A 15873-nucleotide genomic window follows, 5' to 3' on the forward strand; every position below is an offset into this window, starting at 1 on the left:
TCGGCGTCCTTGGCACCGGCCCGCACCAGGCGGATAGGCGCCGCAGCCGCACGGCGGCCAGACATGCGACGGGCTTCTCAGCTCTCCGTGGTCGGCCGGCGGTCGGACCGGCTGACGCGCTCACGATGCATATCTTCCCGACGCGCGCCCGGTTGCCGCGGCGTCGGGCGCGCGGCGCCCTCGTCCGGAGAGTCCTCGCACCGCTGGTTGACGCAGTTGTCCGGCCCGTGGCGCGGCATTCTGTTCTTGTCGGCGCGGACCGGTACGGTATGAGTCGGCCGTCTCCTCGTGATGCGGATGTAGGTATGTCGAACAGGATGGTGCATGTCCAGCGCTCAGCAAGTCCCGTCGTCCATTACCCCGGGGCTCGGATGGCCGGGGCGTACGACGTCGCCGAAGAGTCTCGGTTGGCCCGGTGTTTCACGTGAAACCGACGCCGCCGAGCAGGCTCCTGCTTCTGCGCCGAGCCCGGAGCCGCCGGAGTCCGCTGACGCCCGCACCTCCGCAGGTGCCGGGGATGATGAGCCCCCGGCCGAACCACCCGCTGCCGCCGAGCACCCGCAGGCCACCGTTGACCAGACAGGGGAAGCTGATGCAAGCGCTGAGATTCCGAGAGCGGACGCCGTGACGAACGACGTTGAGGTTCCTCCGCCCGCCGCGAGCGAGCCGGCGGCCTCCACTGTCGGGGCGGTGAAAGTCGGACCGCGCCGCGCGCGGTTCGACGAAGACGAGCTAGGTCCTCCGCCGGCGCCGCCCGAACCAGCCGTAGATGCCGGGTCGAGTCGTGTTTCACGTGAAACACGCTATGAGCCGCTGCCGGCACCGCCCGACACGCGCATCATGGTGGTGGCGAACCAGAAGGGCGGGGTCGGAAAGACGACCACGTCGGTCAACCTGGCCGCGGCCCTCGCGCTGGGCGGACTATCCGTCCTGGTGATCGATCTGGACCCACAGGGGAATGCCTCGACGGCGCTCGGGGTGGATCACACGCCGGGAACCCCGGGAACGTACGAAGTGCTGATCGCCGGCGATGCCATGGAGGAGCACGCAGTGGACTCCCCCGAGGCGCCGAACTTGCGGGTCCTTCCGGCAACGGTGGACCTCGCGGGCGCGGAGATCGAGCTGGTGTCGGTCGTCGCACGCGAGAACCGGCTACTGCGCGCACTGAAGGCGTACCTCAAGAACCATCATGTCGACTATGTCTTTCTCGACTGTCCACCGTCGCTGGGCCTGCTGACGCTGAACGCCCTGGTGGCGGCGAACGAGATCCTCATCCCGATCCAGTGCGAGTACTACGCCCTGGAGGGCGTCTCCCAGTTGATGCGCACCATCAACTTGGTCAAGGGTGAGCTGAACGATGAGCTCGAGCTCACCACGGTCCTGCTCACGATGTTCGACGCGAGAACGCGCCTAGCGGCCCAGGTCGCCGACGAAGTACGCCTGCACTTCGCTGAGCAGACGCTTCCCTCGGTCATTCCCCGGTCGGTCCGCATCTCGGAAGCCCCGAGCTACGGCCAGACCGTCCTGACTTATCACCCCGACTCGGCCGGCGCGGTGTGCTATCTCGCTGCCGCCAAGGAGATCGCCCGCCGCGGCGCGAAGGAGAAGGCATGAGTAACGCAACTGATCGCCGCGGGCTGGGTCGTGGCCTGGGGGAGCTGTTCCAGCGCACCGAGGTGCCGAGCGCGCGACCGGAGCCGGAGCGCGTGGTGGTCGCCGCGGACTCCGGATCCGACGGCACCCGCCCCGAACCCACCCCTGCGCCCGCGTCGCCGCCGTTGCACCCGGTGCCTGAGGGGTCCTACTTCACCGAACTCCCTGTCGACGCGATCGTTCCGAACCCGAAGCAGCCACGTACGGTGTTCGATGAGGATGCCCTGCAGGAGCTGGTGGACTCGATCGCCGAGGTGGGCCTGCTTCAGCCGGTGGTGGTGCGTCCCCTCGATACTGACGGGGCCTTCGAGCTGGTAATGGGGGAGCGACGCTGGCGGGCGACCCAGGCGGCCGGCCTGGACACCATCCCGGCGATCGTTAGGGAGACCGAAGACCACGACCTGCTCCGCGACGCCCTGCTGGAGAATCTCCACCGCGCCCAGTTGAACCCGCTGGAAGAGGCGGCGGCCTACTCGCAGATGCTGCAGGATTTCGGCTGCACGCAGGACGAGCTGGCCCGCCGGATCAAGCGGTCGCGGCCGCAGATCTCGAACACTATTCGGCTGCTCAGGTTGCCCCCCACGGTCCAGCGACGGGTGGCGGCCGGGGTGCTGAGCGCCGGTCACGCTCGGGCCATCCTCGTCGTCGAGGACCCGGCGGCGCAGGAACGACTGGCTCAGCGCGTGGTCGCCGAAGGGCTGTCGGTACGCGCAGTGGAGGAGCTGGTCACGCTGGGGGAGACCGGACGCGACCCGGCCCGACGTCGGGCGCCCAAGAACATCAGTCCAGAGACGCAGGAGCTTGCGGCACGTCTGTCCGACCACTTCGAGACCAGGGTCAGTGTCGACGTGGGGCGCAAGAAGGGAAAGATCACGATCGAGTTCGCATCGGAGGATGATCTGGCCCGCATTGTGCAAACTCTACATATCAATACGTCGTCTTAACGATTAAGCGATAAGTCGACATATCGCTGAAATGTCCGAGGGCGTTCAGCGGGCTGAGGTGCCGGTCCGCCCGGGATCGCCGACGTCTGCGGAGCCTGCGGTGTGTGCGGCCGTGGCGAGCGCATGCTCCTCGGCGGCGAGCTTGGCCTTGACGTCCCTGGTGGCCGAGCGTTCGGCGACGAAGCTGAGGAACGGGACGGTGCCGGCGAGCGCGATGAGAATCAGCCGCTTCCAGGTCCACCTCGCCCGCCGGCCGAGGTCGAAGGCGGTGATCAGCAGGAGCATGTAGAGCCACCCGTGCGGGATACCGGTCCAGGTCACGACACGGTCATCGCCGTAGAGCCACTTCAGGGGCACGCCGACGCACATCAGGACCACCAGAAGCACGCCCACTGTGTAGGCCATGATTCGATACCGCAACAAAGCACTCTGCATGGCACCGAGCCTATGTCGTCGTAGCGGTGTTCCGGTCCTCCAGATCGTCGTCGTCAGCCCCGGAGCCCGTGATCTCACTCACCAGCGCGAGCTCGTCGCGGAGGCCGAAGTCGCGTGCCATCCGGACAGAGATCGCGACCGCGAACGCCCCGAACACCCACCACTGGATGGCGTAGGCGCCGTTGCGAAGCCGGCCCTCACCGACGGGCAGCTCCACCGGCGAGGGTTGCAGCCCTTGGGCCACGGCCTGCGCCTCCGGGAGGGTGATATAGCCCGCCACTAGGGGAGACGTCCACACCTGGGCGAGGGACGGCAGGCGCACCGAGCCGACCTGCCCGGTCGGGAACGCTCCGGGAACCTCGTCCTCGGACGGCAGCAGGACACCCGACTGCTGCACTGGCTGGCTGGGGGTCGGCGGAGCGGTCGCTCCCTGAGTCCGGCCGCGGATCACCGCGAGGACCGAGCCGTCGTCCAGCCGGAGGCCGGACAGCACCCGATAGGTGCCCGGCTGGTCGGGGACCGGGACAAGCAGCTGCATCGACGGGTCGTACGTTCCGGTGGCGGTGACCGAGCGACCGTACCCGTTCTGGATCGGCTTGCCCACCGGCGCCACCTCCTGCAGCGGCACAGCCGGTGCGGAGGCCTTGTTCTCGGCTGCGTGCGCGCCCTGGGCCCGGTAGACGTCGAGCTGCCACAGTCCGAGCATGACGGTGACACCCGCGGCCACCAGGCCGAGCAGCACGATCAGCGTCTGTTTCACCCGCAGGAAGGGCACCCGGGCGATCGGCGTCTCGTCGGCGCCGAGCAGGGCAGGGGAGTGCATGTCGACCACTAGTACGAACCGTCCGAGGTCGCCGGATCCAGCAGAGCCGGGGTCATCGGTTCAGCCTCATCGCGGCAGGGCTGACCAGGGGGCGGTGTCCGCCGCGGACGGCGGCGGCCTCAACCAGATCGGTACACATGCGTCCAAGACTCCACCCGGCAGCCTCAATAGCCAAGGGCACGGCGGAGGTCTCTGTCATCCCGGGCGCTACGTTGACCTCGAGGAAGATCGGTTCACCGTCGGGGGTGATGATGAGGTCGGTGCGGGAGAGGTCGGTCAGGCCCAGCTCGGTATGGACCCGGATCGCCAGCTCGGCGCATCGGGCCGCCGTTGCATCATCGATCTCCGCCGGGCAGAGGAAGCGGGTCGCGCCGGCGGTGTAGCGGGCGGTGTAGTCGTACACCCCGGAGTCCGGGCGGATCTCGACCGCGGGCAGCGCCGTCGGCCCATCACCTCGGTCGACCACCGCCACGGTGACCTCGGTGCCTGCCACGAAGCTCTCCACCACGGCCACCTGGCCGTAGGCGAAGGCGCCGACCATGGCTGAGGGCAGCTCGGCAGCGGTGGATACCTTGGTGCAGCCGAGGGCGGACCCGCTCCGCGACGGCTTCACCATCATCGGGAACCCGATCTGTTCCCCGAGGGCGGCCACCAGCGCCTGAGCTCCGAGCTCACGGAAGATCTCGTGCGGCAGCGCCACCTGGGACGGAGCGGCGATGCCGGCGTCCGCGATCACCGTGGTGGCGATCGACTTGTCGAAGGCGACCCGGCAGGCCGCGCCGCCGGAGCCGACGAACGGGACACCGAGCAGAGCCAGCACCTCACGCAACGAGCCGTCCTCACCCGCCTCACCGTGCAGCAGCGGGAACACGACGGCGCCGGGCAGCTCGGCCAGCCGGGGGACCAGGGACGAGTCGACGTCAGACTCGATCACGTCCAGGCCCTGGGAGCGCAACGCCTGGCTGACCCGTCGACCGGAGCGGAGGGACACCTCCCGCTCGTGCGAGAGCCCTCCGGCGAGCACGACGACGGTCTCCGCCATCCGGTTGTCGCTCATGGCGCAGCCACCTTCCTTGTCTGATCAGGAGCTTCGGAGCCCGTACGTCGATCGTTGGGCCCACGGTCTGTGCGGGTAGTCGCGGCGGACCGCGGATTCAGCTCTGGTTGGCGCCCGGCGCCTCGTGCGGCAGCAGTCCCGGGTGCGAGCTACGGGTACCGAACGTCTCGTTGACGGTGATCTCGCGTTGCAGGACCTCACCCAGTCGCCGGGTCCCCTCGATGATCCGGTCTGGCGTCGGGAAGCAGTACGACAGCCGCATGAACCGGCTGCCGAAGCCGTCGGCGTAGAAGGCCGTGCCGGGGACGTACGCCACCCGGGCCGTCACCGCTCGCGGCAGCATGGCATGGGCATCGAGCCCGTCCGGCAGTCCCACCCAGACGAAGAAGCCGCCGGCGGGCACCGTCCAGGTGGTCCCGGTCGGCATATGGTCAGCCAGCCCGGCCATCATGGCGTCGCGGCGCTCGCGATACATCTCCCGGAAGATCTTGATCTGACCGCGCCAGTCGTGGTTGCGCAGATAGGACGACACGGCGAACTGGGAGAACGTCGGCGGGCACAAGGTGGCCGACTCCTGGGCCAGCACCAGCTTCTCCCGAACCGCGTGCGGGGCGAGCACCCAGCCGATCCGGAACCCCGGCGCGAACGTCTTCGAGAACGAGCCCAGATAGACCACGATGTCGGGGTCCAGGGACCGCATCGCCGGCACCGGGTCGCCTTCGAAACCGAGCAGGCCGTACGGGTCGTCCTCCACCACCAACAGGTCCGCGCGACGGGCGACGTCGAGGATGGCCTGGCGGCGCTCCAGCGACTGGGTGACGCCGGCGGGGTTGTGGAAGTTGGGGATGGTGTAGAGGAACTTCACGGTCTTGCCGGCTGACCGCAACGTCGTGATGGACTCCTCCAAGGCCACCGGGTCCAGCCCTTGCTCGTCCATGCTGACGTGGACGACCTCGGTCTGGAACGAGCGGAAGACACCGAGAGCGCCGACATAGCTGGGCGCCTCGCACAGCACCACGTCGCCGGGGTCGCAGAAGATCCGGGTGAGCAGGTCGAGGCCCTGCTGCGATCCGACGGTGACCGTCACGTCGTCGGGATGGGCCTCGATGCCCTCCAGCCGCATCACCTCGCAGATGGCCTCGCGCATCATCGGCTCGCCCTGGCCGGATCCGTACTGCATCGCGACCCGCCCGTTGTCGACTACGAGCTCGTTCAGGATCGAGCCGACGCTGTCCAGCGGGAGGTCGGCGATGTTGGGCATCCCACCGGCCAGGGACACGACCTCGGGCCGGTTGGCGACCGAGAAGAGGGCTCGGATCGCCGAGGCGGTCATCCCGTGCGTGCGGGCGGCGTAGCGGTTGACGTAGTTGTCGAGCCTGGTGTCGCGGCGGCGGACGGAGTCGACCGCCGTCGGATCGGCCGACGACCCGGCGGTTCCGGGCAGCACCGATGGCAGGGCGGCATCGCGATCTGACCCCCTCGGCGGCGGGCCGGGCGCAGGATTGGAGCTCGTCACCCTCCAAGGGTGCCTCATCAGGGTCGCCCGCGCATACCATGGCCCCATGGGCAAGACCGAACTGACCGACCTGCCCCGACCCCTTCGCCGGTCGCTGTGGCTGCTGGCCGGCGTGGCCTCGGGGCTGACTCTCGGCTTCCTCCTGGGCCTGGCGCGGCCGCGACCCAGGGTGACCTGATGGGCGCACGCCGGATCCGGCCACTGCTGCCCGCCGACTTGGCCAGCCTGCCCGAGCCGTGCTCGGTGTGCACCTTCTGGGAGACCGGCCTGACCGACCTCGTCAGCACCGCCGAGCATCGCGATCGGGCGGACGTCAAGCTCGAGTGGGCAGAAGCCGTGGCCAGCCGGTGGGGACACTGCGGCGTGATGGCGGTGCACGATGGTCAGACCATCGGGCACCTCACACTGGCCCCGGCCGTGCTGGTGCCCCGACTTGCTGCGTTCGCCACCACGCCGATCAGCCAGGATGCCGCTGTCGTGCTGTCGGCCCGGGTCGTGGACGAATGGCAGCACAAGGGCATCGGTCGCCAGCTCATGCAGGCGGCCGCGGCCATGGTCGCGCGCCGCGATCTACGCGCCCTCGAGGCGGTCGGTACGTACCACGAGGGGCCCTCGTGCATGATGCCGGTGACCTGGCTGGAGTCTGTCGGCTTCACCGTGGTGCGGCCTCACCCGGTCACGCCGCGGTTGCGGATGGACCTGCAGTCCACGCTCCGGTGGCGCCCCGATCTCGGTGCCGCCTGGCACCGGCTGACGGGCCTGGTGCCGCAGGCTGCGCCGCCGGAACCAGCCGGATTCCAGCCCGCCCCGCGGGCGGCTCTGGAACCGCAGCCGAAGGCCTGACACCCGGCGCCGGTGACGCCGGCGAGGTCAGCGGCGGACGTACACCGATACCGCGTAGCCGCCGGACTCATACGGGTCGCGGTCCCAGGTGGCGAACCGGTCCCGCAGCGCGAAGCCGCACGCATCGGCCTCGCCGTCCACCACGTCGAGTGGAGTGGCTGGACAGCCGCGCGGCAGCTGATCGGCGTCCAGGCCGAAGCCGGTGACCAACAGGCCACCGGCGTCGAGCGCGGCGGCGAACGACCCCAGGACGGCAGGCAGCGTGCCGGGGGCGAGCAGGGGGATGACATTGCCCGCGCACAGGACCAGATCGAACCGGGCCGGCGGCACCCAGCCGGCGAGATCCGCCAGCCGCCAGTCGAGCTCGGGAGCCAGTTCCCTGGCGACCGCGAGCATCGAAGCGTCCGCGTCGACGCCGACCACGTCGATCCCGCACTCGGCCAGCCGGATGGCCACCCGTCCGGTTCCGCAGCCGGCGTCCAGGACGCGCCCTCGCGGCTGCCCGGTGCGGGCGAGCTCATCCAGGCAGAACTGTGCCTCGCCATGCGGGTTCGACACCCGGGCAGCGGCCGCGGCGACCCGCGCCGCGTACTCCCGACCGGTCGTGCCGCCGGTCAGCTCGTCCCATCGGGTCATGGCGCCATTTCACCGCGGCGCGCTGCTGATCCCGGCCGATCAGGACGCCGATGAGCGCAGGTCACCTCGCTACAGTGGCGGGCATGAGCGACGACCGACGCAGCGTCCAGCTGGAGCGCACCGGGCACGGGACGTACAAGGCCACCAATGTCCGCGGCGGTGAGCTGACGCTGGGCAGCGGTGAGGACAGCGACTTCACCCCGGTCGAGCTGCTGCTGGTGGCGATCGCCGGCTGCAGCGCCATCGATGTCGATCTCATCACCGCCAAGCGGGCCGAGCCCACCGAGTTCCGGGTCAGCGCCGAGGGCCGCAAGATCCGCGACGCCGCCGGCAACCGGCTGGTCGACCTGCTCCTCGATTTCGGCGTCCAGTTCGGCGACGACGAGGCTGGGCAGGCCGCGGAGGCGGTGCTGGAACGCTCAGTGCGGCAGTCACACGACCGGCTGTGCACCGTCAGCCGTACGGTCGAGGTCGCCACCCCGGTCCAGGTCTCCCTTCGGGGTACGCCGTTGGCGGAGCTGGCGCACCCCCCGGCAGCAGGCCCGGAGCAGGTGTGACACCACGGATCGGCCTGGCCGGCGTCCACGGCTTCGGCGCACACCACCTGGCCCACGTCCTGGAGCTGGTGCAGACCGGTCAGGTCGAGCTGGTGGCGGTGTGTGACCGCCGCCCGGCCGCGCCGGGGCAGCTGCCCGACGGCGTCGCGGAATACGGCGACCTGGCCGACCTGCTCGCCGCCCACCAGGTCGATGTGGTCATCATCGCCACCCCGATCCCGACCCACCTGCCGCTGGCCGAGCTCGCGCTGCGGGCCGGTGCCGACGTGCTGCTGGAGAAGCCACCGGTGACCTCACTGCTACAGCTGGACTCCCTGCTCGGGTTGGTGGCAGAGACGGGCCGGGTCTGCCAGGTCGGTTTCCAAAGTCTCGGCTCCGACGCGCTGCCCGACCTGCGCAAGATGATGGTCGACGGGTCGCTCGGTGAGGTGACCGGGATCAGTGGCGTGGGTCGCTGGGTCCGCTCCCGCGACTATTGGTCTCGGGCGCCGTGGGCGGGCCGACGCGAGCTGGACGGCGTCCCGGTGGTGGACGGGGTGGTCACGAACCCGTTGGCCCACGCGACCGCCACCGCGCTCAGCCTGGCCGGCGCCGACCACCTGCCGGCCATCGCGTCGGTGACCGTCGACCTCTTCCGGGCGAACGACATCGAGGCCGACGACACCTCGGTGGTCCGGGTGGTCACCACCGCCGGTCTGCCGGTGACGCTGGGACTGACCCTGTGTGCTGAGCAGAACGAGACCCCGTACGTCGAGATCGTCGGCGACAAGGGCCGCGCCCGCCTCTTCTACACCGAGGACGACGTCGATCTGGTGGTGGACGGGCAGACGACTCGTCGCCACTACGATCGGACCGGCTTGCTGGAGAACCTGCTCGAGCACCGCGCGGCGGGTACGCCCCTGCTGTCCCCGCTGGCCGCCACTGCCGGCTTCATGGCCGTGATGGACGCCGTGGCCCACCGCACCCCCCGCCCGGTGAACCCCGCCTATGTCCAGCACCGCTCCGACGAGCTGGGGGAGCGGGTCGTGGTGGCCGACATCGCATCCTGGATCGACAGCGCCGCCTACGGCCACTTCACCTTCTCCGAGCTGCAGGCACCGTTCACCAGTTAGGCAATGACTGAGCTCGATCGGTCACCAGAGGCGAAGCCGTTCGGCGTCGGGCTCGCCGAGGTTGGACGCGACCTGGTCGATCAAGGCACGGAGGCGTGCTTGATCGGTGTCGTCGAGTCCGGCCATGAGTCGGGTCTCCAGTGCGCGCGCTTCCCCGAGCAGTTCGTCGAGGTGGGCACGGCCGCGGTCGGTGAGGTCGACGGCATAGGTCCGACGGTCGCTAGGCGCTGATCGGCGAGTGACGAGTTCCTCGGCTTCAAGATCGTCGACGAGCGCGACGACACGGCTCGGCGGCACCCCGAGCCGCTGGCTGAGCTGCTGCTGGGAGAGCACGCCGGCCTCGTCGAGAGCCACCAACACACCGAACGCCCGAGGATGACGTCCGTGAAGGGCAAGCGCCTCCCGGAACTGCCCCTGCACCCGCTGCCCGACCGAGGCGAGCAGGAACCCGAGACTCCCCGACGCCCTCAGCCGGGCAGCATCGCTGGACTTGATTTGCACGAGCCCAATCTAACGGACTTGAACTCTTCCGCACAGAACTATTACACTCTGTAACAGTCACTGCGACCGCCGCTCTTTTGGCTTGTCGTACCTTCTCAGGAGAGGCAACACCAGCGATGAGTACCCCGGCTCTCACCCTTCTCGGCCTGCTTGTCGGTTCCTTCGGTGCGGTCGCGCTCGACAGTGGTGTGCAGTAATGGGCCGCGCGATACGGCGGCGTGAGTTCCTCGGCCTGATCGGCCTTGGCGTTGCCGCTACCTCCGCCGTGGCCGCCGGCTGCAGCGCTGAATCTCCAACCTCCACCAGCCGCGACGTGGTCGGCTTCACCAACTCGCTACGGATTCCGCCGCTCCTCACTCCGGAGGTGGGAGCGGGCGGCGTGCGACAGTTCGACTTGACCATGCGAAGCGGAGGCCGGACGGAGTTCCAGCCCGGCAAGGTCGCCGACACCTGGGGCATCAACGGCGCCTACCTCGGCCCCACGATGCGGATGACGCGCGGCGATAAAGTTCGCATGCGGGTCACCAACCAAATCGGGGAGACCAGCACCCTGCACTGGCACGGCGTGCACCTGCCCGCGAAAATGGACGGCGGACCGCACCAGATGATCGAGCCCGGCGCCACCTGGACCCCGGAGTGGACCGTCGACCAACCGGCCATGACGGGTTGGTACCACCCGCACCTGCACGAGCGGACCGCCATGCACGTCTACCGCGGACTGGCCGGCTTGATCATCATCGACGACAACCACAAACCGGACCTGCCCGACGAGTACGGGGTCGACGACGTCCCCTTGATCATCCAGGACAAGCAGTTCAACCGCGACGGCACATTCGACGAGAACAGCGTCGACGACGGAACCTGGGGAGTGCTCGGCGACAGCATCCTGGTCAACGGCACCTACGGTCCGCAGTTCACCGTCGCCACCCAGTCGGTGCGCTTCCGGCTTCTCAACGCCTCCAACGCCCGGATGTACCGGGTTGGGTTCGCCGACCACCGCACCTTCCAGGTGGTGGGTACCGACGGAGGGCTTCTCGAACGCCCCGTCAAGGCCGACCGGGTCAAGATCAGCCCCGGCGAACGAGCGCAAATCGTAGCGCGGTTCACTCCCGGCGAGCAGATCATCCTCGACAGCGTCGGCGAGACCGAGAAGTCGGCCGGCGACCCGGAGGAGGACGACTTCCAACTCCTCAAGCTCATCGCCGCACCACAACTGGGTCGCTCAACCCCAATACCTACCGCCCTCGGCGGGACGCCGGCTACCGCACCGCCGGCCGCTGCCCGGGTCCGCACGTTCCGACTGTCCGGCTCCGAAATCAATGACCAGGACATGGACATGGCCCGGATCGACGAGGTCGTGCCCGCCGGCGCCCACGAGATCTGGGAAATTATCAACACCTCCTTTGCCCACAACTTCCACATCCACGAAGTGGAGTTTCGAATACTGGAAATGAACGGCACCGCGCCACCGGCCTACCAGCGCGGGCCCAAAGACACCGTCTTCATACCCAAGGGCGCCAAGGCCCGGCTATCGGTCAAGTTCAACACCTACGTCGACCCCACCTCGCCCTACATGTACCACTGCCACATCCTCCGCCACGAGGACAAGGGCATGATGGGCCAGTTCGTCGTCGTCGAACCTGGCACCGAAGCATCAGTGCCGCGGACCCTCCAGCTCAACGAGCCCGGCCACGGACCACACCACAGCGAAACAGGCGCTAAGCGCCGCGCCGTTGTGTAGCGCTGGGATCTTTCGCTTCGCCAGTCCGACTGCGCCGCGCCCAAAGGCCCGCTCGGCCCGCGATCTGCGCGGTAGTGCCCCACCTTCGACTGACCAACTGAGCAGAGAAAGCGGGTCTGACTTCGGATCCTCGACGCTTGGGGTTGCTCGGATGCCGCTGTACGGCGGTGCGGCACTCGATCATCTAAGTCAGATCAATCTGCGGTAGTGCGCGGCAGATCGGCATGGGATAGCGTTGGCGACGCCTAGACGTCAGATGAATTGGCGTCGCCTGCCGACCCGTACTGAAGGAGCACACCTGCAATGACGCCGGACCAAGCCTGGTTCACCCACGACCGCTTCGGGATGTTCGTGCACTGGGGCCTCTATGCCCTTGGCGCCCGGCACGAATGGCTGATGCACCGCGAGAAGATCCCGGTCGCCGACTACGAGCGCTACCTGTCCTACTTCGAGGCCGACCTCTACGACCCGCGTGAGTGGGCGGCCGCGGCCAAGGACGCCGGCATGAAGTACGTCGTGCTCACCACCAAGCACCACGAGGGCTTCGCCCTGTGGGACTCCGCGCTGACCGATTACAAGATCACCAACACCCCGCACGGCCGGGACGCCATCGCCCCGTACGTGGAGGCGGTCCGTGAAGCCGGGCTCAAGGTCGGGTTCTACCACTCACTGATCGACTGGCACCACCCCGACTACACGGTCGACTTCATCAGCCCGCGCCGTGACGACGACGATATCGCGGCGCAGAACGAGGGGCGCGACTTCGCCCGCTACCGCGAATACCTGCACGGCCAGGTCCGCGAGCTGCTGACCAACTACGGCCAGATCGACTACCTGTTCTTCGACTTCTCCTACCCGCACATCACCCACCCCAGCGGGCTGCCGGGCAAGGGTCACGCCGACTGGGACTCCGAGACCCTGATGGCCCTGGTGCGTGAGCTGCAGCCGGGCATCATCGTCAACGACCGGCTGGACATCCCCGGTGACCTGGTCACGCCCGAGCAGTATCAGCCGAGTGGCCGGATGTTCCGCGAGGACGGCGAACCGCTGCTCTGGGAGGCCTGTCAGACGCTGAACGGCAGCTGGGGCTACGACCGCGACAACCACGACTACAAGTCCGTGCAGATGCTGGTCACCATGCTCGTGGACGGGGTGTCCAAGGACGGCAACCTGTTGCTCAACGTCGGTCCGACCGGACGCGGCAACTTCGATCCGCGCGCCCTCGAGTCGCTCGCCGGCATCGGGGAGTGGATGAAGCTGCACCAGCGCTCGATCTACGGCGCCGGGCCGTCGGACCTCGTCGCCCCGCCGGACTGCCGCTACACCCAGCGCGGCGACCGGCTGTACATCCACGTGCTGTCGTGGCCCTTCGGTCATCTGCACCTGCCGGACCTGGCCGGAAAGGTGGCGTACGCGCAGCTGCTGAACGACGCCTCGGAGATCAAGTTCACCGAGGCTGACCCGGATCAGAGGGCGCAGAACACCACCCCCGGCGGTCAGTCGGCCGGCACCGTGACGCTGACGCTCCCGGTGCAGCGGCCCGACGTGGCCGTCCCCGTGATCGAGGTCTTCCTGCGGAGCTGAGGGCGCCGCCGCCAAACCGGCTGGTGCGGCGGAGCAGGATTTAGTTGACTGGGCCCATGTCGACCACCTCTCCGCCGCACCAGACCAGTCCGCGCCTCGTCCACGTCAGTGACGACGTCACGCCCTACCTGGAGGCCGCCGCGCGGGGGTTCCACGACGACTACAACGCCGAGCTGTGGGCGCCGTTCGCCAAGATCCTGGAGCCAGAACGCGGCTTCGGTTTCAAGACCGGCGATCGGTGGGTGTCGACCTTCGCCGCTTTCACCAAGACGATGGTCGTTCCCGGTGGGGCGGCCGTGCCGACGGCAGCGGTCACCATCGTCACGGTTGCGCCCGCCTTCCGACGCCGTGGCCTGCTGCGCCAGATGATGCAGCACCAGTTCGACCTGATCGTCGAGCGCGGCACCGAGCCGCTGGCCCTGCTCTGGGCCTCGGAGTCGTCGATCTACGGCCGGTTCGGTTACGGCCGCGCCACCGGTGGCCTGCGGATCAGCGGCCAGACCCAGGCGACGGCCTTCCAGCCGGGCGTCGACCTCGGCACCGGAGTGGTCGACGAGGTCTCGCGGGAGGACTTCCTCGCTGCCGCGGTGCCGCTGTGGGAGTCGTTGCTGCCCGAGCGCCCAGGAGCACTGGACCGCGACACCGACTGGTGGGACTCCATCCTGTTCGATCCCGAGTCCCAGCGCCACGGCGCGTCGGCGCTGCGCTTCGTGCTGCACTTCACCGCCGCCGGGCAGGTGGATGGCTATGCGGTGTTCCGGATCAAGCCGAACTGGACGGCGACCGGGCCGGACAACGAGGTCCAGATCAGCCAGCTGGAGGCGGCCACCCCCACGGCGTACGCGCGGCTGTGGCGGTTCCTGCTTGACATCGACCTGATGCGGAAGTTCACCCGACGCCATGCTCCGGTCGACGAGCCGCTGCGACAGCTGGTCGGTGACCAGCGCGCCATCCTGGCTGAGGTCCGCGACGCGACGTACGCCCGGCTGGTCGATGTCCGCGCCGCCTTGGCCGCGCGCCGTTATGCCGTGGAGGTGGACACGGTGATCGAGGTCACGGACACGATGCTGCCGCAGAACGCCGGCCGTTTCCGGCTGGAGGGCGGACCCACCGGAGCGCGGGTCACCAAGGCGCGCCGCAAGGCCGATCTGGTGATGGACATCCGCGAGCTCGGCGCCATCTATCTCGGCGGGACGCCGCTGGGTGCGCTGCACCAGGCCGGCCTGGTGACCGAGAACACCGCAGGTGCGGTGCAGGCGGTCGGCGCTGCGTTCGGCTGGCACCGGGCCCCGTTCTGCCCGGACGACTTCTGATCAGCGCGCCGCCTTCGCCAACACCTGGGGCAGTGGCGGCTGGGCGTCGCTGAGCTCGGCCGCGGTGGGACCTGCGACTTCCTCGGACGGGATCCGTTCGAGGAAGGGGCACGCGTCCAGCAGCTGGCGATAGCTGAACCGGATCGGGCGGTCGTCGAACGTGAACCGGCTGCGGAGCAGCTCGACGGTGACCGGCTGCGCCGACGGCTTGAACTTCACCGGCCGGCGCACCTTGTCGACCGACGCGAAATAGTCGTGGAACTTGAACTCGCCGCCCTTGGGGGTCCGCGACTCGAGCCACGCACTCGGCAGGCCGTACGCGTCGGCCACGATCAGGCCGTGCAGCGACGACGTGACGATCTGCTTGCAGCTCAGCATCGCGTCGATCACACCCTCGACGTCATCGGTGCGCAGATCGATCAGCCGCACCCCCGGCCCCACCTCCGCATCCAGCCACTGCCGCTCGGACCAACGCAGCACCAGGCCGATCTCGTGGGTCTTGCGGACCTTCGGGAAGTAGTAGAGCGGCGCGAGCAGGGCGGGGTCGCCGTACACCTTGGGGCAGCGGCCGCCCACCTGCAGGATCTTCTCCCGGGTGAGGGGGCCGCGCACCGCGCGGTAGTCGGCGTCGGCCACGATCTCGTCAGCACGTTCGACGCCGAACGAACCGGTGCCCCAGACGACCGACGCGGGCCAGACATACTTCAGCACCGAACCGATGGCTACGTAGTGCGGCTCCTTCTCGGCCGCCCGCACCACCCGGCGGCCGGTCATCTTCTCGACCAGCCAGGGCGACATCAGGTCGCCGAAGTTGGGTGCCACCGGCCACCAGAGCACGGGTACGTCTCCCGACTGCTCGATCAGCGGCGCCACCCGATAGCGCTGGATCAGCCGGAGCCGTGACTGGTATGCCTGCTCAAACCTCCGCCGGCGCAGCACAGTGTTGACCGACCGAGAGACGACGTGTCGAAGCTTGGTTACAGCCAACTGACTTCCTTCGCGCAGAGCCGGCGACATGCCGACGAGAACACCGTGACCCATCGCAACGGCCCAGATGGGACCGACGCGCGAGAATCTTCCCAGATTTCTCTCGGCCGTGGTGCCAGTGCATCGGTAGCGTGTCGATCGAAGCGACCGGTGCAGTGTCCCAACGAGGGA

16 protein-coding genes are annotated in these 15873 nt (G+C 68.7%); 9 read left to right on the plus strand and 7 right to left on the minus strand.

The annotated features are described in order from the left end of the window. Positions 1 to 690 precede the first annotated feature (690 nt). Both AC1XX3_RS18575 and AC1XX3_RS18580 read left to right on the plus strand, forming a co-directional pair. Complete coding sequence (locus tag AC1XX3_RS18575; RefSeq protein WP_483322714.1) at positions 691 to 1614, plus strand: ParA family protein; 924 nt, start codon at positions 691 to 693, stop codon at positions 1612 to 1614. Further along, positions 1611 to 2597 (plus strand): ParB/RepB/Spo0J family partition protein, encoded by a 987-nt coding sequence (locus AC1XX3_RS18580; protein WP_483322666.1) that lies wholly within the window; start codon positions 1611 to 1613, stop codon positions 2595 to 2597. The genes AC1XX3_RS18575 and AC1XX3_RS18580 overlap by 4 nt, the downstream gene beginning before the upstream one ends. A gap of 45 nt (positions 2598 to 2642) precedes the next feature. On the opposite strand, the gene AC1XX3_RS18585 is transcribed toward AC1XX3_RS18580, so the two are convergent. From AC1XX3_RS18585 to AC1XX3_RS18600, 4 genes are all read right to left on the minus strand, one after another. Beyond that, positions 2643 to 3032 carry a DUF3817 domain-containing protein gene (locus tag AC1XX3_RS18585; RefSeq protein WP_483322667.1) on the minus strand — a complete coding sequence of 130 codons (390 nt, stop codon included), beginning with the start codon at positions 3030 to 3032 and terminating at the stop codon, positions 2643 to 2645. A 10-nt stretch (positions 3033 to 3042) separates the two neighbouring features. Then, positions 3043 to 3855 carry an SURF1 family protein gene (locus tag AC1XX3_RS18590; protein WP_483322668.1) on the minus strand — a complete coding sequence of 271 codons (813 nt, stop codon included), beginning with the start codon at positions 3853 to 3855 and terminating at the stop codon, positions 3043 to 3045. A gap of 52 nt (positions 3856 to 3907) precedes the next feature. Then, positions 3908 to 4897 carry a D-alanine--D-alanine ligase family protein gene (locus tag AC1XX3_RS18595; protein ID WP_483322715.1) on the minus strand — a complete coding sequence of 330 codons (990 nt, stop codon included), beginning with the start codon at positions 4895 to 4897 and terminating at the stop codon, positions 3908 to 3910. Positions 4898 to 5009: 112 nt separating this feature from the next. Beyond that, entirely contained in the window at positions 5010 to 6446 is a 1437-nt protein-coding gene (locus tag AC1XX3_RS18600) for an aminotransferase-like domain-containing protein (protein WP_483322669.1), read from the minus strand. Positions 6447 to 6474: 28 nt separating this feature from the next. Between AC1XX3_RS18600 and AC1XX3_RS18605 the strand changes: the two genes are divergently transcribed. Next, complete coding sequence (locus AC1XX3_RS18605; RefSeq protein WP_483322670.1) at positions 6475 to 6606, plus strand: hypothetical protein; 132 nt, start codon at positions 6475 to 6477, stop codon at positions 6604 to 6606. Beyond that, the gene (locus AC1XX3_RS18610; protein WP_483322671.1) at positions 6606 to 7271 is read left to right on the plus strand and encodes a GNAT family N-acetyltransferase; all 666 of its coding nucleotides are present in this window, start codon (positions 6606 to 6608) and stop codon (positions 7269 to 7271) included. The genes AC1XX3_RS18605 and AC1XX3_RS18610 overlap by 1 nt, the downstream gene beginning before the upstream one ends. 27 nt (positions 7272 to 7298) lie before the next feature. Here AC1XX3_RS18610 and AC1XX3_RS18615 read toward each other — a convergent pair whose 3' ends face one another. After that, complete coding sequence (locus AC1XX3_RS18615; RefSeq protein ID WP_483322672.1) at positions 7299 to 7907, minus strand: class I SAM-dependent methyltransferase; 609 nt, start codon at positions 7905 to 7907, stop codon at positions 7299 to 7301. 83 nt (positions 7908 to 7990) lie between these two features. Between AC1XX3_RS18615 and AC1XX3_RS18620 the strand changes: the two genes are divergently transcribed. Together AC1XX3_RS18620 and AC1XX3_RS18625 are read left to right on the plus strand one after the other, a co-directional pair. Beyond that, positions 7991 to 8464 (plus strand): OsmC family protein, encoded by a 474-nt coding sequence (locus AC1XX3_RS18620; protein ID WP_483322673.1) that lies wholly within the window; start codon positions 7991 to 7993, stop codon positions 8462 to 8464. Continuing rightward, positions 8461 to 9576: a Gfo/Idh/MocA family protein gene (locus AC1XX3_RS18625; protein ID WP_483322674.1), complete on the plus strand. Its 1116-nt coding sequence runs from the start codon at positions 8461 to 8463 to the stop codon at positions 9574 to 9576. The genes AC1XX3_RS18620 and AC1XX3_RS18625 overlap by 4 nt, the downstream gene beginning before the upstream one ends. 21 nt (positions 9577 to 9597) lie before the next feature. On the opposite strand, the gene AC1XX3_RS18630 is transcribed toward AC1XX3_RS18625, so the two are convergent. Beyond that, entirely contained in the window at positions 9598 to 10077 is a 480-nt protein-coding gene (locus tag AC1XX3_RS18630) for a MarR family winged helix-turn-helix transcriptional regulator (protein ID WP_483322675.1), read from the minus strand. A 196-nt stretch (positions 10078 to 10273) separates the two neighbouring features. On the opposite strand from AC1XX3_RS18630, the gene AC1XX3_RS18635 reads away from it, so the two are divergent. The 3 genes from AC1XX3_RS18635 (at position 10274) to AC1XX3_RS18645 (ending at position 14715) form a co-directional block, all read left to right on the plus strand. Further along, positions 10274 to 11818: a multicopper oxidase family protein gene (locus AC1XX3_RS18635; protein ID WP_483322676.1), complete on the plus strand. Its 1545-nt coding sequence runs from the start codon at positions 10274 to 10276 to the stop codon at positions 11816 to 11818. Between the two features lie 303 nt (positions 11819 to 12121). Then, positions 12122 to 13402, plus strand: coding sequence for an alpha-L-fucosidase (locus AC1XX3_RS18640; RefSeq protein ID WP_483322677.1), 1281 nt, complete (start codon positions 12122 to 12124; stop codon positions 13400 to 13402). Between the two features lie 56 nt (positions 13403 to 13458). Continuing rightward, positions 13459 to 14715 (plus strand): GNAT family N-acetyltransferase, encoded by a 1257-nt coding sequence (locus AC1XX3_RS18645; protein WP_483322678.1) that lies wholly within the window; start codon positions 13459 to 13461, stop codon positions 14713 to 14715. Here AC1XX3_RS18645 and AC1XX3_RS18650 read toward each other — a convergent pair whose 3' ends face one another. Further along, entirely contained in the window at positions 14716 to 15702 is a 987-nt protein-coding gene (locus AC1XX3_RS18650) for a polysaccharide pyruvyl transferase family protein (RefSeq protein WP_483322679.1), read from the minus strand. It lies immediately after the preceding gene. Positions 15703 to 15873 lie beyond the last annotated feature (171 nt).

The sequence above is a fragment of the Microlunatus sp. M237 genome, from assembly GCF_056896895.1.

Bases quoted from the DNA above. Each gene is read 5' to 3' on its own strand.
- AC1XX3_RS18580 (WP_483322666.1), top strand. From the start codon at position 1,611: ATGAGTAACGCAACTGATCGCCGCGGGCTGGGTCGTGGCCTGGGGGAG.
- AC1XX3_RS18585 (WP_483322667.1), bottom strand. From the start codon at position 3,032: ATGCAGAGTGCTTTGTTGCGGTATCGAATCATGGCCTACACAGTGGGC.
- AC1XX3_RS18590 (WP_483322668.1), bottom strand. From the start codon at position 3,855: ATGCACTCCCCTGCCCTGCTCGGCGCCGACGAGACGCCGATCGCCCGG.
- AC1XX3_RS18595 (WP_483322715.1), bottom strand. From the start codon at position 4,897: ATGGCGGAGACCGTCGTCGTGCTCGCCGGAGGGCTCTCGCACGAGCGG.
- AC1XX3_RS18600 (WP_483322669.1), bottom strand. From the start codon at position 6,446: ATGAGGCACCCTTGGAGGGTGACGAGCTCCAATCCTGCGCCCGGCCCG.
- AC1XX3_RS18605 (WP_483322670.1), top strand. From the start codon at position 6,475: ATGGGCAAGACCGAACTGACCGACCTGCCCCGACCCCTTCGCCGGTCG.
- AC1XX3_RS18610 (WP_483322671.1), top strand. From the start codon at position 6,606: ATGGGCGCACGCCGGATCCGGCCACTGCTGCCCGCCGACTTGGCCAGC.
- AC1XX3_RS18615 (WP_483322672.1), bottom strand. From the start codon at position 7,907: ATGACCCGATGGGACGAGCTGACCGGCGGCACGACCGGTCGGGAGTAC.
- AC1XX3_RS18620 (WP_483322673.1), top strand. From the start codon at position 7,991: ATGAGCGACGACCGACGCAGCGTCCAGCTGGAGCGCACCGGGCACGGG.
- AC1XX3_RS18635 (WP_483322676.1), top strand. From the start codon at position 10,274: ATGGGCCGCGCGATACGGCGGCGTGAGTTCCTCGGCCTGATCGGCCTT.
- AC1XX3_RS18640 (WP_483322677.1), top strand. From the start codon at position 12,122: ATGACGCCGGACCAAGCCTGGTTCACCCACGACCGCTTCGGGATGTTC.
- AC1XX3_RS18645 (WP_483322678.1), top strand. From the start codon at position 13,459: ATGTCGACCACCTCTCCGCCGCACCAGACCAGTCCGCGCCTCGTCCAC.